The organism is Cellulosimicrobium sp. E-16, assembly GCF_049913115.1.
GTDB lineage: Bacteria > Actinomycetota > Actinomycetes > Actinomycetales > Cellulomonadaceae > Cellulosimicrobium.
In genome coordinates this window covers 4,107,877-4,127,187 of sequence record NZ_CP183974.1, presented here as the reverse complement: position 1 = coordinate 4,127,187, position 19,311 = coordinate 4,107,877, and the positions used below count along the sequence as shown (strand labels likewise).

Genomic DNA, 19,311 nt, shown 5'->3' with positions numbered 1-19,311 from the left:
ATCCCAGGGGCGGCGCGAGGGAGGACTCATGACCACGCAGGTCAGCGACGGACGTGACGAGTCGGCCGACGAACGGTCGGACCGCAACTGGGCCGAGCTGCTCCAGGAGCTGCGCGTCATGCAGATGGGCGTGCAGATCCTCACGGGGTTCCTGCTCACGCTGCCGTTCCAGCAGCGCTTCGGCGACCTCGACACGTTCCAGACCGGCGTCTACCTCGCCCTCGTGGCGCTCGCCGTGCTGTCCACCGGGCTGTTCGTCACGCCCGTGAGCCTGCACCGCGCGTGGTTCCGCAAGCACCGCAAGACGGCGCTCGTCACGATGAGCGACCGCATCGCCCGGGTCGGCGTGCTCGTCCTCGCGTTCGTCGTCACCGGGACGGTCCTGCTCGTGGTCGACGTCGTCGTGAACCGCACCGCGGCCCTGTGGTCGAGCGGCTGCGCGCTCGTCCTGCTCGTCGGCCTCTGGTTCGCCCTCCCGCGCGTCGTCGGCCGCGGCCCGGCCTCTCCTGCCTCTACCTGACCTCGCGAGGCAGAACCGTGGTCGCGCGAGGTAGAACCGTGGTCCTGCCTCGGCGGACCCGGGTGGGACTCCGTGCGGCCCGGGGCTTCCTCGGGAGGTTTCAGGTGGAGGCGGCGGCGCGGGCCTGGACGCCGCGGCGGACGGGGCCGAGGGTGAACAGCAGGGTGAGCAGGGCGGTCAGCGCCAAGAGGGCGAAGCCGAGGCCGTAGGTGCCCTCGAGCTGGTAGACGGCACCCATGAGCAGCGGCGGAATGAACCCGCCGAGGCCGCCGGCCGCGCCGACGAGGCCGGTGACGGCGCCGACCTTCTCGACCGGCGCGACCTTGGAGACGAGCGCGAACGTGGCACCCGACGACGCGCCGAGCGCGGCGGCGAGGCCGAGGAACGCGACGGTCCCCACCGGGACGAGCGAGGGCTGGAACGCGACGACCGCGGCGAGCGCCGTCACGACGGCGAAGCACACGACGGAGACGGGCACGCCGCCGAACCGGTCGGACAGCGCCCCGCCCACGGGGCGCATGAGGACGGCGAGCACGACGAACCCGGCGGTGCGGGCGGCGGCGTCGGAGGCGGTGAGGTCGTAGGCGTTGACGAGGAACGTGGGCAGGTAGACGGAGAACGCGACGAACCCGCCGAACCCGACCGCGTAGAGCCACGAGAGCTGGAGGGTCGCGGGCAGGCGGAACGTCGCCCACGTGCGGGACCAGAAGCCGCCGGCGGGGGCGGCCGCGCGGCCGGGCGGGACGCGCAGCAGGAGCCACGCCACGACGGCGAACACGGCGAGGACGGCGGCGACGAGGAGGAACGGCGCGGCGTCGCCCCACGCGTCGCGGATGCGCACGGTGGTGAACGCGGAGATCGCCGTGCCGCCCATGCCCATGCCGAAGATCCCGATCGCGGTGCCGCGGCGGGCGGGCGGGTACCAGGCGTTGACGAACGGGACGCCGACGGCGAACGCGGTGCCGCCCAGCCCGAGGAAGAACCCGCCGACGAGCAGCGCGGCGAAGCTGTCCGCGACGAGCCCGACGAAGAGGACCGGAAGGATGGTCAGCGCGCTGACCAGGGGGAACATGATGCGGGCGCCGTACCGGTCGGTGAGAGCGCCCACGGGGATGCGCCCGAGGGACCCGACGACGACCGGCACGGCGACGAGGACGGACACCTGCACGTCCGTGAGGTCGTAGAGCTGCCCGTACGCCGCGCCCAGCGGGCTGATGAGCGCCCACGCCCAGAAGTTCACGGCGAACCCGATCGTCGCGAGGACGAGCATGAGGGTCGGGGAGGTGGACGGGGACGTCGTCGTCGGGGCGGGACCGGTGGTCCCGCTCGCGTCCTGCTGCGCCATGGCGACTCCTGGGAGGAAGTGCCCGTCGCCGGGCACGGGAGGTCGTTGCGTCGAGCGACTCCACGCTAACGACGCTCGTCGCGCCGCGCGCGGCGAACCACCCGTACCGTGGGGGCGTGCTCGACTGGCTCTTCGGGGGCGTGGCCCTGCTCAACGTGTACGCGCTCGCCCTCGTGGTGCTGCGCGCCCCGCTCTACCGCACGCCCCTGTACCGGCCGATGCTGCTCAACATCGGCCTCTCGATCGCGCCGGTGATCGTGCTGGGCCTCGTCGTCCTCGTCGACGCGGTGCTCATCGCGGGCGGTGCCCCGTCCTGGGCGGTCGTGACGTGCGCCGTCCTCGGGTTCGGCGTCTGGCTGCTGCTCCTGCCGAACGCGGGCTACCTCGTCACCGAGCTGAACTACAGCCACCGCCAGGAGGGCGAGGAGGTCCCGCTCTGGTACGACATCGTGGCCGTGCTGACGCTCGCGCTGTCCGGGGTGATGAACACGCTCGTCAACGTGTTCCTCGCGCAGGCGCTGCTCGCGATCGTGCTCTACCCGGACGACGACGCCCCGTTCCGCCGGCCCGTGTCGTGGGTCGTGGTGCTCGTCGTGCTGGCCCTGGTGTCGGTGGGCATCTACCTGGGCCGGTACGTGCGCTTCAACAGCTGGGACCTCGCCCACCCGGTCCAGTTCGTGCGCAAGCTCGTGCGCCACTTCCGGGGCCGGGGCGCCGTGCTGGACGCGCTGCTCTTCGTGCTCCTGCACACGCTCTTCTTCGCGGTCATGTACGCGATCGTCATGGGCCCCGTCACGACGCTCCTGGTCCGCGGGGCCTGACGGGGACCCCGCCCGACCCGTAGGATGCGCGCCGTGACGTCGACCGCGCCGAGGGCCGCCCGCAGCGTCCCGCTGCTCCGCGCGGTCGTCGGGACGTGGCCGCGCCGCATCGCGCTGGCGGTCCTGCTCGGCCTCGTGGCGGGGACGGCGGCGGCCGGCGGGTTCGCGCAGCACGTGGCCGCCGAGGCGGGGCCCGCCCACGCCGCCGCGGGGGAGCCGGTCCCGACGGGACCGTTCGACCTCACGGTGCGGTCGTGGTCCGTGACGGACACCGTGCAGGTCTCCGCGCTCGAGGACTCCGGCGCCGACGCGTGGCTGGTCGTGGTCGTGGGCGCGCTCGACACGGACCGCGAGCCGCGCCGTCTGGACCGCACCGCCGTGACGCTCCCGGACGAGCTGCCGGGCGGCCTGGCGCTCGCCGGCGATGCGGAGCCTGACCGCCCGGACCCGACGCTGCTCGTGCGCGACGCCTCGGTCTACCCCGTGCTCCAGCCGGGTCTGCCGGAGGACGTCGCGCTGCTGTGGCCGGTGACGGTCCCGGAGGGCGGGGCCACCTCCGCCGCCCCGGACGAGCCGCTCCCCGTCACCGTCCCGACGTTCCGCTACCGGGACATGACGATCGGCGGGGGCCGCCGGTGGGCCGAGACGGGCACGGTGGTGCTCGTGGACGTCCCGCCCGGGGACGTCCCGCCGGAGATCGTGGACCCGCCCGAGGACGAGGAGGCGTGGTGACCGAGCCCTCCGTGGAGACGGCGACCACCACGCCGACCGCCGACGAGCCTGCCGCGACGGCCGGTGCGCCCGTCGCGGCCGCGCGCCCGCGGCGTGCCGACGTCGTCGTGACCGTCGTCCTGCTGGTGCTCGCCGTAGGTGTCGGGGCCGCCGTGGCGCGCGTCGACACGTGGTGGCCCACGCTCACGGCGACGACGACGCGCGGAGACGTGGGCGAGGTCGTCACCGCCGGCCCGTTGCGCGTGCGCGTCGACGACGTGCGCACCGGCACGGTGCTCGAGGACGGGTTCGACACCCTGACGACCGACGGCGTCTGGGTCGCCGTCGACCTCGCGGTGTCCGGCACGACGAACGAGGCCGGCATCGAGGCGCTCGAGCTGCGCGACGCCGAGGGGCGCGACCACGCGGCGACGCACCGCGCGAGCAGCTCGATGATGAGCACGTTCGTGGACCCGGACGTCCCCGAGGCCGGGACGGTCGTCGTCGAGGTGCCGGCACGCGCGCTCGAGGGCGGCGTCGTGCTGAGGGTGCTCACGGAGCACGACGACGCGGACATCGACCGCCCGCAGGCGGTCGCCGAGATCGACCTCGGTCGTCTCGAGCTGCCCGCGGCGGACGCGGTGGTCGAGGTGCTGGCGCCCGCGCTCGTCCCCGGGGGGTGGGGCGGATGAGCGGGATGTCGGGCGGAGGATCGAGCGTGGGATGGTGGCGCGCGAACCGCTGGTGGCTGGTGGTGCTGGCGGTGGCTCTCGCGGCGCTCGGCGCGCTCACCTGGCGTTCGGACGCGGTGCAGGGGTGGTGGGCGTCGGAGCCGCACCGCGCGCACGCGGCCGACGCCGAGGGCTGGGCGCAGGTCGGCGACGTCCGGGCGCGTCTCGCCGGGCTCGAGGAGGTCGACTGGCTCGACGACGGCTACGGGGACCGCCTCGAGGCCCCGGAGGGCTACACGCTCTGGGCAGCCGACGTGTCGCTGCGGTCGGACGCGCCCGCCGCCCCGGCGAGCGAGGAGGAGACGTACTCGGCGTGCGAGGTCGTGCTGCTCGACACGGCCGGGCGCGAGTTCACGGCGGGGGCGTCGGCGCTCCCGGGGATGCCGTTCCCCGAGGCCCCGGTCTGCACGGGCGCCGTCTCGAGCCGCAGCACGCAGCACTTCCTCACGCCCGACGACGCCGTGCCCGCCGAGGTGCGTCTCGTCGAGCCGGAGCTGCTCCCCGCCTACTGGTCGCTGCCGGTCCCCGACGCGGCCTGACGACGACGCGTGCGCAGCGCCGACGGCAGGCCGAGGCTCGCGAGGAGCGCGTCCGCCGCGGCAGCGAGCAGCACGGTCGTGAGCACCTGCACCACGACCGTCGCGACGATCTCGAGCGGGCCGACGAGCGCGCGCCAGGCGACGATCCCCGGCTGGCCGACGACGGCCTGCGCGGCCGTGTAGACGACCTGCTCGCCGAGCGTCAGGAGGGCGAACGCGACGCAGAAGAGCAGCACGGCGCTCCACCGGCTGCGCCACAGCATGCCGAGCGCACCCACGAGGCCGCCGAACCGTCGGCCGGGGTCGAGCATGAGCTCCCACGCCTTGCGCGCACCGCTCTCGCCGAGCGTCCGGTTGAACCGGTCGACGACGCGCGTCGCGCGACCCGTGGGCTCGTCGCCGCCCTGCGTCGCGTGCGCCGGGTCGACGACGTCGATCGCCTCGACGCCGTAGACGATCGTGCCGAGGGTGAGCCAGGCGAGCGGCACGACGAGTCCGGTGACGACGCCCGCGAGGAGGAGGGACGTCGTCGGGCCCAGGGCGTCGACGAGCGGCTTGAGGACGTCGACGCGCGCGACGACGCCGTCCCACCAGGTCGTGGTCTCGACGACGACCACGCGCGACGTCCACCACTCGCGCACGCGCCCGACGACGGCGGTGACGGTGAACGCACCGACGACGATCCACACGACCTCGCAGTACCCCGCCGCGATGCGGACGGCGGCGGAGCGCGCGCTGCGCTGCGTGTCGCCGCCCGCCGCGGACACGCCACGGTCGACGCGCTTGGCGAGGCGCTCGAGCAGCGTGCGTGCGAGCAGGGCGCCGGCGACGACGAGCACGACGGTGAGCCCGAACCCCTCGGGGATGGGGCTCGACGTCTCGATCCCGGACCCGGCCGCGAACGCGTGGTCGAGCGCCGCGGAGTCGATGTAGGTCTGCCAGTCGGACGACAGGCCGCCGTAGAACTCGTAGATGACGAGGTAGGGGACGAGGACCGATGCGATCGAGCCGAGCAGCGCCCGCACCTCGAGCCGGTCGCGCGCGGTCCGCGGCTCGCGGCGCAGGACGTGCAGCATGACGACGATCCCGACGACCGTCGCGAGCGGCGAGAAGCACAGCACGAGCAGGCCGAGCACGCCCGACGACGGCGCGACGGCGAGCGCGGCGCGCAGCGCGAGCTCGTGCACGACCTCGGCAAGGAGCGCGACCGCGACGAGCGCGGGCCAGTGCCGGGAGAGCAGGCGGCCCGCGTCGGCGAGCACGCGCACGCCGGCACGCAGCACGGAGTCCGAGGGGACCGTCGTCGCGACCGCAGGGTTCGCCGGTGGGGCCGTCACGCGCGCCAGGGTACCGGTGCGACCCCGGGCTCGGCGGCTCCGGTCGGTGCGCGCCCCCACCGGCGGAGCCGTGTCTCAGACCCGCGGCTGGTCGAGCGGGGCCGGGGGCTGCGTCGCGACCGGGGCGGGCTGTGCGGCCGGCCGCTCACGGCGGTTCTTGACGACCTGGGCGATCACCGCGACGGGTGCGATGAACGCGTACCAGAACATCGCGAACGTCCCGCCGGTGAAGAAGAACGCGAGGTAGATCGCGTACCCGAGGAAGCCGAGGCCGAAGAGGCCGCTGAGGAGGCGAGTCGTGCTGGACGCTCCGAACCCGATGCCGGCGATCACGAGCTGGATGATGCCGGCGAGCGCCAGCAGGCCGACGTAGAGGAGGAAAACCGAGTCGCTGACTTCCATGGACCTGTCCTTCGTGAGCAAGGCACGCCACGGCTGTGTGGCGGCGCGCACACACTAGGGCATTCCCGACGGTGCGTTCGACCACCCGGGCACCCGCTCAGCCCGCTGCGCATCGAGACCGGTCGTGTCCGCTGGACGGGGGCAGCCGCGTCCGGACGTCGGCGGGCGTGGGGGTCAGGACGCGCGCGACGCGAGGCGGGAGACGAACCGCTTGGCCTCCTTGCCGGCGAACCGGCGCGCGAGGACGCCGACGCCGGCGGCGACGGCGGCGAACGTGACGGCCGAGACGATGCCGACCTCGTCGTCGTCGAGGTCCTTCGGGGCGTCGTGACCCGTGACCTTCGCCCAGACGAACGTGACGAGCTTCTGCGCGGCCCAGCCCGCCGCGAAGGTGAGGGCGACGGTCCCGACCTTCAGGGCCAGGGTCTGCTCGGTCTCGTTCGTGTCGGCCACGAGGGGTCCTCCGTCGGTCGGGGCGCCGGTCGGCGCGGGCGTGCTCCCACCGTAGTGCGAACCGTCGACCCCTCGCCCGCCCGGCGCGCGTCGGGCGGGCGAGGGGACCGGTCACTCCTGGCTCACCGCGTCGAGCACGGGCAGCCGGGCGGCGCGGACCGCGGGCCAGACCGCTGCCACGACCCCGACGACGGCGGCGAGCGCGAGCATCGCCCCGAGCTGCGCCCACGGCACGGCGAGGGTCGTGAAGCCCTCGTCCGCGAGGACGGACGGGAGCGCGGCGGCCAGGCCCGTCCCCACGACCAGCCCGACGGCCGTCCCGAAGACCGCGACCAGCACGGACTCGATGACGATCGTCGTGGCGAGCTGGGCGCGCCCCAGCCCGACGGCGCGCAGGAGACCGATCTCGCGCGTCCGCTCGACGACGGACAGGGCCAGCGTGTTGACGATCCCGAGGACCGCGACGAGCACGGACAGGCCGAGCAGCGCGTAGACGATCGCGAGGATCGACTCGACCTGGGCCGCGACCTCCCCGGCGAACTCGTCGGCGTCGAGCACGCTCGCCACGACGTACGGCGCGACGGCGTCCGTCACCCCGTCGCGGACGGCCGCGAGGTCGGCGCCCGGCTCGGCGTCGAGGAACAGCATCTCGGGGGTCGTCGCGCCCACCGCGGAGGCGACGTCCGGGGGCAGGAGCATGTCGACGGAGAACGCGTGGGAGGCGATCACCGCGCCGATGCGGACGTCGTGGGCCGGGAGGTCGGGCCGGGCGGGGTCGGCGATCGTCACGACGTCGCCGAGCGCCCAGCCGTGCTCGTCGAGCGCGTCCTCCATGACGGCGGCCTCCCCGCGGGCGTACGCGCCGAGGTCGCCCTCGACCGCCGTCGTGCGGACCGAGCGCCCGAAGCCCTCGGCGGGGAACCCGACCACGAGCTGCGGCTCGTCGTCGACGACCACCTGCCCGTACGTCGTGAGGTCGGCGGACGCGACGCCGGGCACGGCGCGGACGTCGGCCGCGACGCCCTCCGGGAGGTACGGGGTCGCGGACCGGACGACGAGGTCGGCGGCCGTCTCCTCGTCGACGATGCCGGTCACGGACTCGCGTGCCGAGAGCGCGAGGACCGACGTCGTCGACACGAGCGCCATGCCGACGACGAGCGCCCCGGCGGTCGCGGCCGTGCGGCGCGGCTGGCGCGTGACGTTGCCGCGCGCGAGCCCGCCGAGGGGTCGGACCAGCGCGACGAACGGCGCGGCGAGGACGCCCAGCACGGGGCCGACCGCGAGCGGGGAGAGCAGCAGCACGCCCGCGATCACCCCGACCGCGCCGAGGCCGAGGAGCGGTGCCCCGCCGCTCCCGACCGCCGCGGCGCCCACCACCAGCCCGGTGCCGGCGAGCAGGGTCAGCGTCCCCGCGACCACCCGGGCGACGCCCGGACCGGCGGGGCGCACGACGTCGGCCCGCATGGCCTCGACGGGCCGGACGAGCGCCGCGTGCCGCGCGGGCAGGGCTGCCGCCACCACGGACACCACGACCCCGACGACGAGCGGGACCACGATCCCGGCCGTCGTCACGGGCAGCGACCCGGCGAGCTCCATGCCCACCGCGCCGAGCCCGGCCCGCGCGAGCTCGGCGAGCCCGAACCCGGCCGCGACGCCCAGCACCGCCCCGACCGCCCCGACGACCGCGGCCTGTCCCAGCACCGACGTGAACACCTGGGCCGGCGACGCCCCGACCGCGCGCAGCAGCGCGAGCTCGCGCGTCCGGCGGCGCACGTGCATCGCGAACGTGTTGGTGATGATGAACGTGCCGACGAACAGCGCGAGCGCGGCGAACACGAGCAGGAACGTCGAGACGAAGCCGAGCTGGTCGGCGATGGCGCTGCTCGTCTCGTCGCGCAGGTCGGCACCCGTCACGGCCTCGGTGTCGCCGGGGAGCGCGGTCGCGACGGCGTCGCGCAGCGCGTCGGGGGAGACACCGTCGGCGGCGTACAGGGCGATCGACGGCACCATGCCGTCCGGCGCGTACGTCGCGGCCGCGGTCGCCGCGTCGAGCAGGACGATCGTCGCGCCCGCCATCGGCGCGGACAGCGAGAGCTCGCCCACCACGCGCACCGGGCGCACCTCGTCCCCGAGCACGACGTCGGTCGTGTCGCCCACCGCGAGGCCCGACGCCTCGAGCGTCGCGGACTCGAGCGCGACCTCGGCGGCGCTCTCCGGTGCGCGGCCGTCGACCACGCGCGGCCCGGGGTCGCGCGGGTCGTAGCCGACCGCCATGCTCGGCGCCTGCGTGCTCAGCACCGCGGTGCCGTCGGCGCCCACGAGGACGGCGGGGCCGCTCACCTCGGCGAGCGCGAGGTCGACGTCGTCGCGCGCGTCGAGCGTCCCGGCCAGGTCCGCCGGGACGAGGCTGCGGGCCCCGCCGAGCTGCGCGGACGACGACTCGAGGGCGGACCCCGCGGCGGTCGCGCCGCGCACGTACGCGTCGGCCTGGATCGACGACGCGACGATGCCGTCGAACGTCGACGCGAGCATCGCGCGCAGCGCGAACGTGCCGGTGACGAACGCGACGCCGATCGTCACCGCGAGCACCGAGAGCACGAGCTGGGCGCCGTGCGCGCGCACGCCGCGCAGGGCGATCCGGCCCATCACCGGACGGCCGCCGGCTCGTGCGCCGGGTCGGCGGCGTGGGCGCCCGCGGTCGCCGCCGGAGAGAGGGCGCCGAGCGTGTCGAGGACGGCCTGCGGCGTCGGGTCACGCAGCTCGGTCACGAGGCGACCGTCCGCGAGGAACAGGACACGGTGCGCGTACGACGCCGCCGTGGGGTCGTGCGTGACCATCGCGACGGACTGGCCGAGGTCGTCCACCGAGGCGCGCAGGAAGCCGAGCACCTCGGCCGCGGCGTGCGAGTCGAGGTTGCCCGTCGGCTCGTCCGCGAACACGACCGCCGGCCGGGACACGAGCGCCCGCGCGCACGCGACGCGCTGCTGCTGCCCGCCGGAGAGCTCCGCCGGGCGGTGCCCGAGCCGCGGGCGCAGCCCGACGGCGTCGACCACGCGGTCGAACCACTCGCGGTCCACCGGTCGGCGCGCGATGGCCAGCGGCAGCACGATGTTCTCCTCCGCCGTGAGCGTCGGGACGAGGTTGAACGACTGGAAGACGAATCCGATGCGTGTGCGTCGGAGCCGCGTCAGGCGCCGCTCGCTCATCGCCGACACCGTCTCGCCGTCCACGACGACGGTGCCCGCCGTGGGGGAGTCGAGTCCGGCGAGGCAGTGCATGAGGGTCGACTTGCCCGACCCGGACGGGCCCATGATCGCTGTCAGCCGCCCCCGCTCGAGGTCCACGTCGACGCCGTCGAGCGCGCGGACCGTCGCCTCGCCGCGCCCGTAGGTCTTCAGGAGGCCCCGCGCGGTCGCGATCACGGGCCGCCCTGCCGCCTCGTCGGTGGCCCCGTCCGGCGCGGTGGTCGTCGCGCCCCTCGTCTCGGTGCCGCTCATCGGTCCTTCCCCTCCCGCGTCGACGGACCGTCCGGAGCTCCCGGCCCGGTCGTCCCGACCCTCCCGCGGGGGACTCTCGCCGGGCATCGGGGAACGACCCTGAGCCACCCCTGGTCGGGGCGCGAGGCTTCCCCGGAGACGGCTCAGGGTTCTCTCAGGGCACAGGCCGAGCGGCTGGACCACGTTCGCCGTGCGGCTTCGGCTCGTCGGAGCGTTCCTCGGTCGTCACGGCCCCAGCGTCGTGACAGGGATAACGTGCACGCCGTCGGCGCGTCGGCCTGCATAGCCCGTGCTCGTGACCACACCGAGGAACGCGGGTTCACCGTGCCTGTCCACGTCGACGCTCGCCGCGAACCTCAGCAGCGACGCCGCGGCCGAGTCCGCTGCCGCGGGATTCATCTTCACCTCGAACGCTCCCCAGCGTCCGTCGGGAAGGGTGACCACAGCGTCCACCTCGTTCCCCTTCTCGTCGCGCCACGAGCTGATCTCGCCACCGAGCGCCTGGGCATAGACGCGCAGGTCGCGCACGACCATGGCTTCGAAGTGGTAGCCGGCTGCATTGAGGTCTGCGAGCAGGTCGGCGGTCCCGACGCCGAGCGCTGCGGTGCCCAGCGACGGGTCGACGAAGTAGCGGACCGGCGCGGTCCGGAGGCGGAGGCGTGAACGCATGTGCGGCTGCCAGGATGCGGAGTCGTCCGTGAGCATCAGCCGGTCGAGCGCGTCCAGATAGGCGTGCAACGTCTCGGCCGCGACCGGGCCGCGGTCGGCCCCGATGTCCTCACGGAGCGCGGTGAGCTTCGGCGACTGCGCCACCGATCGACCGAGCGAGGTGAGCAGCCGCCGGACTCCGCGCGGGTTGCGGCGTGTGCCGAGCGCCGGAACGTCCACCTCGACGACGTTGCGCAGGTAGTCGGCGAGCCACGTCCTGGCCTCGGCTTCCGCCGCCCCCAGGAGGCTCGGCCAGCCCCCGACGACGATCCGTTCCATGAGATCGGGCACCGACAGGCCGGAGTCCTTCGACACAGGGGAGTTGCCGTCGAACAGTGCCTGCAACGACACCTCGCCGTGAGAGTGCCGAGACTCGAAGAGGCTCATCGGGCGCATGCGCAGCACCCCGATGCGACCTGCACCAGAGTGCCGCGTCGAGTCGTCGCGGGGGGTTGCCGATCCCGTGAGGACGTACAACCCTCGCTCGCCGAGATCGTCGACGCGCCGACGTACCCGGTTCCAGAGCTCAGGCGCGACCTGCCACTCGTCGAACAGGATGGGCGTCGGTCCGCTGAACAGCGCGTCGGGGTTGAGCTCGACGGCGGACCGTGCGTTCGCGTCCTCGTCGAGCCGGATCGACGAGGACGCGACCTGCGACGCGGTCGCCGTCTTGCCGCACGCCTTGGGGCCTTCGATGAGGACGGCGCCGATGGCGGCCATGCGCTCGCGGAGCTCGCGATCGGCGATGCGGTCAAGATACCTGTTCACAGCGTAGAATCTATGTTTTACGCTGCTCAAAGTCTACCTTTTGCGCCACGTCTGATCGACATTCTGCGCGAGGAGGGAGGCACCGTCGTACCGAGTCTGACGACCGCGACGGCTGTCGCGGACGCCGCGCCGGAGCTGCTCTCAGGGCCGTTCTCCCGGTGTAGGCTCGAGGAGAACGACAGGGGAGCTCCTGGAGGAGCTGAGAGTGCGGACCACCGCAGACCCTCGAACCTGATCCGGTTAGCACCGGTGGAGGAAGTCGGGAATCTCGATCACCTGCTCGTGCGGTCGCCCGCGCTCGCCGCAGCGCGGGTCGCGCGGGCCGGTGGACCCCTCCTGAACGTCCTGGGAGGACACATGCAGCGCACGACCGCCCGCACCCGCCGGGCCCGGTCCCTCGTCACCGGCGCGGGCACGACCCTCGCCCTCCTCGCGCTCGCCGCGTGCAGCGGCGGCGACGACGCGTCGTCGGGCACCGGGGGCACGGTCACCCTGGTCACCCACGACTCCTTCGCCGTGAGCGACGAGGTGCTCGCCGCGTTCGAGGAGGAGAGCGGCCTCACGGTCGAGCAGGTCGCGCCCGGCGACGGCGGCGCGCTCGTCAACCAGCTCATCCTCACCAAGGACTCGCCGCTGGGCGACGTCGTGTTCGGGATCGACAACACGTTCGCGTCGCGCGCGATCGACGAGGGCGTGCTCGACCCGTACACGCCGGACGGCCTCTCCAACTCGGCCGCGCGGTACGCGGTGGGCGACGGAGGTGAGCTCACTCCGGTCGACCTCGGCGACGTCTGCATCAACGTCGACCACGCGTGGTTCGCCGACGCCGGGATCCCCGAGCCCGTCTCGCTCGAGGACCTCGCGAAGCCGGAGTACGAGGACCTCCTCGTCGTGACCAACCCGGCGACGTCGTCGCCCGGTCTCGCGTTCCTCCTCGCGACCGTCGGCGCGTTCGGCGAGGACGGCTGGGAGGACTACTGGGCCGACCTGCGCGCCAACGGCGTGAAGGTCGTCGACGGGTGGTCGGACGCGTACTACGTCGACTTCTCCGGCTCCGAGGGCGCCGGACCGCGCCCGATCGTGCTGTCGTACTCGACGTCGCCCGCGTTCACGCTCACCGAGGACGGCTCCGCGTCCACGACCGGGGCCCTGCTCGACACGTGCTTCCGCCAGGTCGAGTACGCGGGCGTGCTCGCGAACGCGAAGAACCCCGAGGGCGCGCAGCAGCTCGTGGACTTCCTCGTGAGCGAGGCGTTCCAGGCCGACGTGCCGGGGCAGATGTACATGTACCCCGCCGACGACTCCGTCGCGCTCCCCGACGGCTGGGCCGAGTTCGCGCCGCTCGCCGACGAGCCCTTCGAGGTCGCGCCCGCCGACGTCTCGGCGCACCGCGACGAGTGGATCAAGGCATGGACGGCGACGGTCGTCGACTGACGCCCGGTCCACGAGCGACCACGGCTCGACCTCGCGAGGTAGAGCCGTGGTCGCGCGAGGGAGAGCCGTGGTGAGGGACCGGGCGGTCTGGCGGGGCGGCGTCGGACGCGCGGTGCTGTGGGGTCTGGCGGCGGCGGTGCCGCTCGCGTTCCTCGGGGTGTTCTTCGCGTGGCCGGTCGTCACGCTCGTGGCGCGCGGGTTCGTCGGGGACGACGGCGGCCTGGACCTGTCCGGGTTCGCGGAGGTGTTCTCGCAGCCGCGGACGTGGCGCATCCTCGGGCTGACGCTGTGGCAGGCCGTGCTCGGCACGGCGTTCTCGGTGCTCCTCGGCGTGCCGGGCGCGTACGTCCTGTACCGGTGCCGGTTCCCCGGGCGGCGGGTCGTGCGCGCGCTCGTCACGGTGCCGTTCGTGCTCCCGACCGTCGTCGTCGGCGTCGCCTTCCGGTCGCTGCTCGTGCAGGGCGGCCCGCTCGGGTTCCTGGGGCTCGACGAGACGTTCGCGGCGATCGTCGTCGCGCTCGTGTTCTTCAACTACTCCGTCGTGGTGCGCACGGTCGGCGGGCTGTGGGAGCACCTCGACCCGCGCGCCGAGCAGGCGGCGCGGGCGCTCGGCGCGACGCCCTGGCGCGCGTTCCGCACGGTGACGCTCCCGGCGCTGACGCCCGCGATCGCGAGCGCCGCGTCGATCGTCTTCCTCTTCTGCGCGACGGCGTTCGGCGTCGTGCTCGTGCTCGGCGGCATCCGCTACGGGACGATCGAGACGGAGATCTGGATCCAGACCACGCAGTTCCTCGACCTGCGCACCGCGGCCGTGCTGTCGGTCGCGCAGCTCGTGGTCGTCGCGGCGGCGCTCACGGTCGCGAACCGCACGCGGGCGCGGCGCGAGCGAGCCCTGAACCTGTCGTCCTCGGCGTCGTCCGCGCACCCGCTGCGCCTGTGGCGCGACGGCCGCCCGACCGGCGACCTCGCGCCCGCGGCGCTCACCGCGGCCGTGGTCGTCGTGCTCGTCGGGCTCCCGCTCGGGACGCTCGTCGTGCGCTCGTTCCGCGTCCCCGGCGGCGGGTGGGGCCTCGACAACTACGCGAACCTCGGCACGACGGGCGGGCGCAACGCGCTGTCCGTCACCGTCTGGGAGGCGATGGGCAACTCGCTGCGCACCGCCGCGCTCGCGACCGTGCTCGCCGTCGTGATCGGCGGGCTCGTCGCGCTCGTCGTGTCCCGCCGCCCGCGGTCGCGCGGCGGTCGGCGGGCGATCTCCGTGCTGGACTCGGTCTTCATGCTGCCGCTCGGGGTCTCCGCCGTGACGGTCGGGTTCGGCTTCCTGATCACGCTCGACCGGCCGCTCGGCCTCGACGTCGACCTGCGCACGTCCGGCCTGCTCGTGCCGATCGCGCAGGCGGTCGTCGCGATCCCGCTCGTCGTGCGGACGGTCCTGCCGACGCTGCGCGCGATCGACCCGCGCCTGCGCGAGGCCGCCGCGACCCTCGGCGCCGCGCCCGGGCGCGTGTTCCGCACGGTCGACGGCCCGATCGCCGCCCGCTCGCTCGGCCTCGCGGTCGGGTTCGCGTTCGCCGTCTCGCTCGGGGAGTTCGGCGCGACGTCGTTCCTCGCGCGTCCGGACAGCGCGACCCTGCCGGTCGTGATCTTCCGGCTCATCGGGCGTCCCGGGGCCGAGAACTACGGCATGGCGCTCGCGGCGAGCGTCGTGCTCGCGCTGCTCACCGCGACCGTCATGCTGCTCGCCGAGCGGTTGCGCGGCGACCGACCCGGAGGAGAGTTCTGATGGTGCAGACCGACCCCGCCCCGGCGCGCGCGGGCTCGCCGGAGCCGTCGCGCCCCGACGCCGCGCCCGACCAGGTGCCCAGGGACGGCGCCGTGCTCGCGGTGCGCGACGTCGTCGTGCGCTACGGCGGGGGTACGCGCACGGACCCCGGGACGACGGCGGTCGCGGGCGTCACGCTCGACGTCGCGCCCGGCGAGGTGCTCGCCCTGCTCGGGCCGAGCGGGTGCGGCAAGTCGAGCCTGCTGCGCGCGGTCGCGGGGCTCGAGCCCGTCGCGGCAGGCTCCGTGGCGTGGGACGGCCGCGACCTCGCGGGCGTCCCCGTGCACCGGCGCGGGTTCGGTCTGATGTTCCAGGAGGGGCAGCTCTTCCCGCACCGCGACGTCGCGGGGAACGTCGCCTACGGGATCGCGGGCCTGCCCCGCGCCGAGCGCGACGCGCGCGTGGCCGAGCTGCTCGACGTCGTCGGGCTCGCCGGGTACGAGCGCCGTGCGGTCGCGACGCTCAGCGGGGGAGAGCGCCAGCGGGTCGCGCTCGCGCGGTCGCTCGCGCCGCGGCCCCGGCTGCTCCTGCTCGACGAGCCGCTGTCCGCGCTCGACCGCGGGCTGCGCGAGCGCCTCGCGCTCGACCTGCGCGAGGCGCTGCGCGCCACCGGGACGACGGCCGTCTTCGTCACCCACGACCACGACGAGGCGTTCACCGTCGCCGACCGTGTGGCCGTCATGGACGCCGGCCGGCTCCTGCAGTTCGCGCCGCCGGAGGACCTGTGGCGTGCGCCGACCTCGCGCCGGGTCGCCGAGTTCCTCGGCTACCAGGCGTTCGTCCCGCGCGCCGCCGGGAGCGTGCTCGCGGTCGGCCCGCGCGGGCTGCGCCTCGCCACGGCTGGGGACGTCCCGGCGGACGCCGCGTGGGACGCGACGGTCGTCGGCAGCGTCTTCCGCCGCGGCGCGGTCGAGGTCACGGTCGACGTCGACCTCCCCGGGGCCGACGACGGCGCGCCCACCCGGCTCGTGGCGCTCGCGGGTGGAGCGGTCGGAGACGACGCGGCGGGTCCGGGGCCGGGCGACCGCGTGCGGGTCGTGGTCGACCCTGCGGGGTGCGCCGTCGTCCCGGGCTGACGCCCCCCAGGACGGCGCTCGCGGTCGTGCGACGGGCGAGAGACGCGCACTCGACCTAGCGTCGAAGGATGACCGACGACGTGACGGCGGGGACGCATCCCCCGGAGAAGACCGGCGGCAAGGCCGCGAAGATCCTCTACCGCCCCGTGGGGCTCGCCAGCTCGATCGTGGGCGGGCTCGTCGCGGGCCAGGTGTTCAAGCAGGTCTACAAGCGCGTGACCCCGGGGCACCGCTCCGACGCGCCCAAGCCGCTCGAGTCCGAGTACTCGCTGCGTGAGATCCTCGTCGCGGCGCTGATCCAGGGCGCGATCTTCGCCGCGGTGAAGGCGCTCATCGACCGCGGCGGGGCCCGCGCGTTCGAGCGCTGGACCGGGGAGTGGCCGGGCGACTGACGGTCAGTCCAGGCCGGCGGCGTGGACGAGCAGCGCGACCTGCGTCCGGTTCTCCAGGCCGAGCTTGAGCAGCACGTTCGACACGTGGGCCTTGACCGTCGGGACGCTGAGGAACAGGGCTGCCGCGATCTCGGCGTTCGCCGCGCCCCGGCCGAGCTCGACGGCGACGTCCCGCTCGCGTCCGGTGAGCGCGCCGAGCGCCGCCCGCGCGCGGTCGCGCGCGCCGCCCGCGTCCGCGACCGACGTCATGAGACGCCGCGCGATCCCCGGTGACAGCACCGGCTCGCCCGCGGCCGCCGCGAGCACGGCCGCCACGATCCGCTCGGGCGGCATGTCCTTCAGCAGGTAGCCGGACGCCCCGGCGTGCAGGGCCCCGACGACCTCCTCGTCGCTGTCGAACGTCGTGAGCACGACGACGGCCGGCGCTCCCGACCGCGAGCGCACGCGCCGCGTGGCCTCGATCCCGTCGACCCGTGGCATGCGCAGGTCCATGAGCACGACGTCGGTCGGGTGCGCGTCGAGCACGGCCGAGACCTCGGCCCCGTCCGCGGCCTCGCCGACCACCTCGATGCCGTGCGCGCCGTCGAGCATGAGCCGCAGGCCCGCGCGGACGAGCGCGTCGTCGTCGACGATCACGAGCCGGGTCCGCGGCGCGTCGCGCGATGCCGCACCGTCGTCGTGCTGCTCGTTCACGCGCGTGCCGCCCCCGCGTCCACCCTGCTCGCTCACGCGTCCCACGGTAGCCGGACGTCGAGCACGTATCCCTCGCCCTGCTCCCCGGCGTCGAGGGTGCCGCCGAGCAGGTCGACGCGCTCGCGCAGCCCGACGAGACCGGTGCCCGTCCCCTCGCCGGCGGCCTCGGCCACGGTGCCGCCGACCGCGACGAGGCGCGGACCGCCGTCGGACACCGTGACGCGCACCTCGCCGGTCCGGGCGGCGACCCGCAGGACGACGGGGCTGCCGGGTGCGTGCCGGCGGGCGTTCGTCAGCCCCTCCTGCGCGACGCGGAAGGCCGCGACCTCGACGGTCCGTGGCACGTCCGCCGAGCCCGACCGCTCGTAGGTGACGTCGCCGCCCGCCTCGCGCGCCTCGGCGACGAGGCGGTCGAGGTCGTCGAGCGTCGGCTGGGGTGCGGGGGCGCCCTCGACGTCCTCGGGGTCGGCGCGCAGCACCCGCACGACGTCGCGCAGGTCACCGAGCGCCGAGCTCACCCCGGCCCGGACCAGGCCCGCGGCGCGGGCGAGCTGCGCCGGGTCGGCGTCGGGGCGGTACTCGAGCGCGCCGGCCGTCGCGGCGAGAAGCGAGAGCCGGTGGGCGAGGGTGTCGTGCATCTCGCGGGCGATCCGCGTGCGCTCCGCGACCCGTGCCTCGGCGACGCGACGCTCCTGCTCGCGCTCGGCGCGCCGGGCGCGGTCGCGCAGCGACCACATCAGCTGGGCCCGCGCCTGCCAGTACATGCCCCAGCCGAGCAGGGCCGCGTGCACCGCGAGGTCGCACAGGAGCCACCAGCCGAGCGGCAGCGCCTGCGGCCGCCACAGCGCCTGCACGGCGTGGCCCAGAAGACCGGCGACCGCGACGGGGACTGCCGTGCGCGCCGGGTACCAGCGCGCGATCTGGAGGGTCGCGACGGTCGAGGCGGGGGTCGCCGCGCCGGAGTACGCGGAGAGCGACGCGAGGACCAGAGCGCCGAGCACGGGGGCGTTGCGCGGGGTCCGCGACCACAGGAGGGGGAGGGCCGCGAGGGCCAGCACCGCGACGGTGACGTCGATCGCGGGCTGCGCCCCCGGGTCGTCCTGGCCGACGATCCCGGCGGTCGCGAGGACGGTGAGCGCGGCGACGGCGAGCCACGCGACGGCGAACGTCCACCAGGGGACGAGCGGGCGGTTCCCGTCACGGCGGGCGGCGGCCGTCGCGAGGACGGGGCGTCCGGCGAGCGGAGGGCAGTCGGTCGGTGCGGTCATGCTCCGGACGCTAGGGGGCCGCGTCGTGGGGGACCACCGACCAAGGTCGGGGGTCGCGGTCCGCCGGGAGGGTCGGGGACCGACGGGGGTCGGGACGGCCGTCGCCCTCCGGCCGGTGCGGCCGACGACGTGCCGCGGCGAACGTTGGGGACGTCGGCACCTCGCCGGCCGCGACCCCGGTCGCGAGAGCACGCGGCACCGTCGCGTGACGAAGGAGGAGTGTCATGTCCACGACGCCGACCACCCCGGACCGCACCTCGGACGTCCCCCGCCACCCCGGCCCGGCCGCCGCGGCCGTCGGGCGGCGGGTTCCGGGAGCCGCGCCGGCCCGACGCCGCGTCCCCCGCTGGTCCGTCCCGCTCGTCGCCGCGGCGGTCGCCGCCGTCGTGCTGCTCGTCGGGACGGCGCTCGGCGTCGACCCGGAGGTGCGCACGGCGACCGGCACCCAGACCGTCGGCGTCGCCGCGGCGGTCGCCACGGCGCTCGTCGTCGGGTACGCGGCGTGGGGCGTGCGCGCCCTGCTCGGCCAGATGTCGGCCCGTCGGCCCCGCCGGGGCGAGCTCGCGTGGCTCGTGACGTGCGGCGTCGTGCTGCTCGTCTCGCTCCTCGGCCCCCTCGGTGCGGTGACGCCCGGAGCGGTGGCGCTCCTCGCCGTCGAGCACCTCACGGTCGGCCTGACCCTCGCGCTGGGTCTCCGCCGCTGACCGCGCGCGAGGTCGTGCTCGGCGGGACGATGAGTTCGTGCGGGAGCGACGGTCTGTCCCGTCGTCTCGCACCCCGACCGGAAGGCCACA

At 75.1% G+C, this 19,311-nt stretch carries 19 protein-coding genes and 1 riboswitch; of the genes, 10 read left to right on the top strand and 9 right to left on the bottom strand.

All coding sequences use genetic code 11. The features are described 5' to 3' along the window. Nucleotides 1–28 precede the first annotated feature (28 nt). A complete protein-coding gene (locus ACN9MS_RS18135) occupies nucleotides 29–520 on the top strand; it encodes a DUF6328 family protein (RefSeq protein ID WP_426309787.1) in 492 nt (163 codons plus the stop codon). A 100-nt stretch (nucleotides 521–620) separates the two neighbouring features. Here ACN9MS_RS18135 and ACN9MS_RS18130 read toward each other — a convergent pair whose 3' ends face one another. Then, complete coding sequence (locus ACN9MS_RS18130; RefSeq protein WP_426309786.1) at nucleotides 621–1,865, bottom strand: MFS transporter; 1,245 nt, start codon at nucleotides 1,863–1,865, stop codon at nucleotides 621–623. A 116-nt stretch (nucleotides 1,866–1,981) separates the two neighbouring features. Here ACN9MS_RS18130 and ACN9MS_RS18125 point away from each other — a divergent pair, with 116 nt between their 5' ends. From ACN9MS_RS18125 to ACN9MS_RS18110, 4 genes are read left to right on the top strand one after another with little or no spacing between them, the layout of a single operon-like run. Further along, entirely contained in the window at nucleotides 1,982–2,686 is a 705-nt protein-coding gene (locus tag ACN9MS_RS18125) for a DUF1361 domain-containing protein (RefSeq protein WP_426309785.1), read from the top strand. A gap of 33 nt (nucleotides 2,687–2,719) precedes the next feature. Beyond that, nucleotides 2,720–3,418 (top strand): hypothetical protein, encoded by a 699-nt coding sequence (locus ACN9MS_RS18120; RefSeq protein ID WP_426309784.1) that lies wholly within the window; start codon nucleotides 2,720–2,722, stop codon nucleotides 3,416–3,418. Continuing rightward, the gene (locus ACN9MS_RS18115) at nucleotides 3,415–4,089 is read left to right on the top strand and encodes a hypothetical protein (RefSeq protein ID WP_426309783.1); all 675 of its coding nucleotides are present in this window, start codon (nucleotides 3,415–3,417) and stop codon (nucleotides 4,087–4,089) included. The genes ACN9MS_RS18120 and ACN9MS_RS18115 overlap by 4 nt, the downstream gene beginning before the upstream one ends. A gap of 26 nt (nucleotides 4,090–4,115) precedes the next feature. Beyond that, on the top strand, nucleotides 4,116–4,667 hold the full coding sequence (locus ACN9MS_RS18110; protein WP_426309782.1) for a hypothetical protein: 552 nt from the start codon (nucleotides 4,116–4,118) through the stop codon (nucleotides 4,665–4,667). Here the strand turns inward: ACN9MS_RS18110 and ACN9MS_RS18105 are convergent. The 6 genes from ACN9MS_RS18105 to ACN9MS_RS18080 all read right to left on the bottom strand — a co-directional run bounded on the left by ACN9MS_RS18105 (nucleotide 4,634) and on the right by ACN9MS_RS18080 (nucleotide 11,832). After that, the gene (locus ACN9MS_RS18105) at nucleotides 4,634–6,004 is read right to left on the bottom strand and encodes a hypothetical protein (protein ID WP_426309781.1); all 1,371 of its coding nucleotides are present in this window, start codon (nucleotides 6,002–6,004) and stop codon (nucleotides 4,634–4,636) included. The genes ACN9MS_RS18110 and ACN9MS_RS18105 overlap by 34 nt on opposite strands. 75 nt (nucleotides 6,005–6,079) lie before the next feature. After that, a complete protein-coding gene (locus ACN9MS_RS18100) occupies nucleotides 6,080–6,406 on the bottom strand; it encodes a hypothetical protein (protein WP_426309780.1) in 327 nt (108 codons plus the stop codon). Nucleotides 6,407–6,580: 174 nt separating this feature from the next. Continuing rightward, nucleotides 6,581–6,859, bottom strand: coding sequence for a DUF4235 domain-containing protein (locus tag ACN9MS_RS18095; RefSeq protein ID WP_052877701.1), 279 nt, complete (start codon nucleotides 6,857–6,859; stop codon nucleotides 6,581–6,583). Between the two features lie 111 nt (nucleotides 6,860–6,970). Continuing rightward, entirely contained in the window at nucleotides 6,971–9,505 is a 2,535-nt protein-coding gene (locus ACN9MS_RS18090; RefSeq protein WP_426309779.1) for an ABC transporter permease, read from the bottom strand. Beyond that, on the bottom strand, nucleotides 9,505–10,356 hold the full coding sequence (locus ACN9MS_RS18085) for an ABC transporter ATP-binding protein (protein ID WP_426309778.1): 852 nt from the start codon (nucleotides 10,354–10,356) through the stop codon (nucleotides 9,505–9,507). The genes ACN9MS_RS18090 and ACN9MS_RS18085 overlap by 1 nt, the downstream gene beginning before the upstream one ends. Nucleotides 10,357–10,581: 225 nt before the next feature. Next, nucleotides 10,582–11,832, bottom strand: coding sequence for an ATP-binding protein (locus ACN9MS_RS18080; RefSeq protein ID WP_426309777.1), 1,251 nt, complete (start codon nucleotides 11,830–11,832; stop codon nucleotides 10,582–10,584). 170 nt (nucleotides 11,833–12,002) lie between these two features. Next, nucleotides 12,003–12,107: riboswitch (TPP riboswitch) on the top strand. Between the two features lie 82 nt (nucleotides 12,108–12,189). Here ACN9MS_RS18080 and ACN9MS_RS18075 point away from each other — a divergent pair. The 4 genes from ACN9MS_RS18075 (at nucleotide 12,190) to ACN9MS_RS18060 (ending at nucleotide 16,556) form a co-directional block, all read left to right on the top strand. After that, nucleotides 12,190–13,266: a thiamine ABC transporter substrate-binding protein gene (locus ACN9MS_RS18075; protein ID WP_426309776.1), complete on the top strand. Its 1,077-nt coding sequence runs from the start codon at nucleotides 12,190–12,192 to the stop codon at nucleotides 13,264–13,266. Nucleotides 13,267–13,333: 67 nt separating this feature from the next. Continuing rightward, nucleotides 13,334–15,049, top strand: coding sequence for an ABC transporter permease (locus ACN9MS_RS18070; RefSeq protein ID WP_426309775.1), 1,716 nt, complete (start codon nucleotides 13,334–13,336; stop codon nucleotides 15,047–15,049). Further along, entirely contained in the window at nucleotides 15,049–16,164 is a 1,116-nt protein-coding gene (locus ACN9MS_RS18065) for an ABC transporter ATP-binding protein (protein WP_426309774.1), read from the top strand. The genes ACN9MS_RS18070 and ACN9MS_RS18065 overlap by 1 nt, the downstream gene beginning before the upstream one ends. A 68-nt stretch (nucleotides 16,165–16,232) precedes the next feature. Beyond that, nucleotides 16,233–16,556 carry a DUF4235 domain-containing protein gene (locus tag ACN9MS_RS18060; RefSeq protein WP_426309773.1) on the top strand — a complete coding sequence of 108 codons (324 nt, stop codon included), beginning with the start codon at nucleotides 16,233–16,235 and terminating at the stop codon, nucleotides 16,554–16,556. A 3-nt stretch (nucleotides 16,557–16,559) separates the two neighbouring features. Here ACN9MS_RS18060 and ACN9MS_RS18055 read toward each other — a convergent pair whose 3' ends face one another. Both ACN9MS_RS18055 and ACN9MS_RS18050 read right to left on the bottom strand, forming a co-directional pair. Continuing rightward, nucleotides 16,560–17,147: a response regulator gene (locus ACN9MS_RS18055; RefSeq protein ID WP_426311932.1), complete on the bottom strand. Its 588-nt coding sequence runs from the start codon at nucleotides 17,145–17,147 to the stop codon at nucleotides 16,560–16,562. Nucleotides 17,148–17,281: 134 nt separating this feature from the next. Beyond that, nucleotides 17,282–18,517 carry a sensor histidine kinase gene (locus ACN9MS_RS18050; protein ID WP_426309772.1) on the bottom strand — a complete coding sequence of 412 codons (1,236 nt, stop codon included), beginning with the start codon at nucleotides 18,515–18,517 and terminating at the stop codon, nucleotides 17,282–17,284. 224 nt (nucleotides 18,518–18,741) lie between these two features. Here ACN9MS_RS18050 and ACN9MS_RS18045 point away from each other — a divergent pair, with 224 nt between their 5' ends. Next, complete coding sequence (locus ACN9MS_RS18045) at nucleotides 18,742–19,221, top strand: DUF6069 family protein (RefSeq protein ID WP_426309771.1); 480 nt, start codon at nucleotides 18,742–18,744, stop codon at nucleotides 19,219–19,221. Nucleotides 19,222–19,311: the final 90 nt, after the last annotated feature.

Bases quoted from the DNA above. Each gene is read 5' to 3' on its own strand.
- ACN9MS_RS18135 (WP_426309787.1), top strand. From the start codon at position 29: ATGACCACGCAGGTCAGCGACGGACGTGACGAGTCGGCCGACGAACGG.
- ACN9MS_RS18130 (WP_426309786.1), bottom strand. From the start codon at position 1,865: ATGGCGCAGCAGGACGCGAGCGGGACCACCGGTCCCGCCCCGACGACG.
- ACN9MS_RS18100 (WP_426309780.1), bottom strand. From the start codon at position 6,406: ATGGAAGTCAGCGACTCGGTTTTCCTCCTCTACGTCGGCCTGCTGGCG.
- ACN9MS_RS18090 (WP_426309779.1), bottom strand. From the start codon at position 9,505: ATGGGCCGGATCGCCCTGCGCGGCGTGCGCGCGCACGGCGCCCAGCTC.
- ACN9MS_RS18085 (WP_426309778.1), bottom strand. From the start codon at position 10,356: ATGAGCGGCACCGAGACGAGGGGCGCGACGACCACCGCGCCGGACGGG.
- ACN9MS_RS18075 (WP_426309776.1), top strand. From the start codon at position 12,190: ATGCAGCGCACGACCGCCCGCACCCGCCGGGCCCGGTCCCTCGTCACC.
- ACN9MS_RS18065 (WP_426309774.1), top strand. From the start codon at position 15,049: ATGGTGCAGACCGACCCCGCCCCGGCGCGCGCGGGCTCGCCGGAGCCG.
- ACN9MS_RS18060 (WP_426309773.1), top strand. From the start codon at position 16,233: ATGACCGACGACGTGACGGCGGGGACGCATCCCCCGGAGAAGACCGGC.
- ACN9MS_RS18055 (WP_426311932.1), bottom strand. From the start codon at position 17,147: ATGCTCGACGGCGCGCACGGCATCGAGGTGGTCGGCGAGGCCGCGGAC.
- ACN9MS_RS18050 (WP_426309772.1), bottom strand. From the start codon at position 18,517: ATGACCGCACCGACCGACTGCCCTCCGCTCGCCGGACGCCCCGTCCTC.
- ACN9MS_RS18045 (WP_426309771.1), top strand. From the start codon at position 18,742: ATGTCCACGACGCCGACCACCCCGGACCGCACCTCGGACGTCCCCCGC.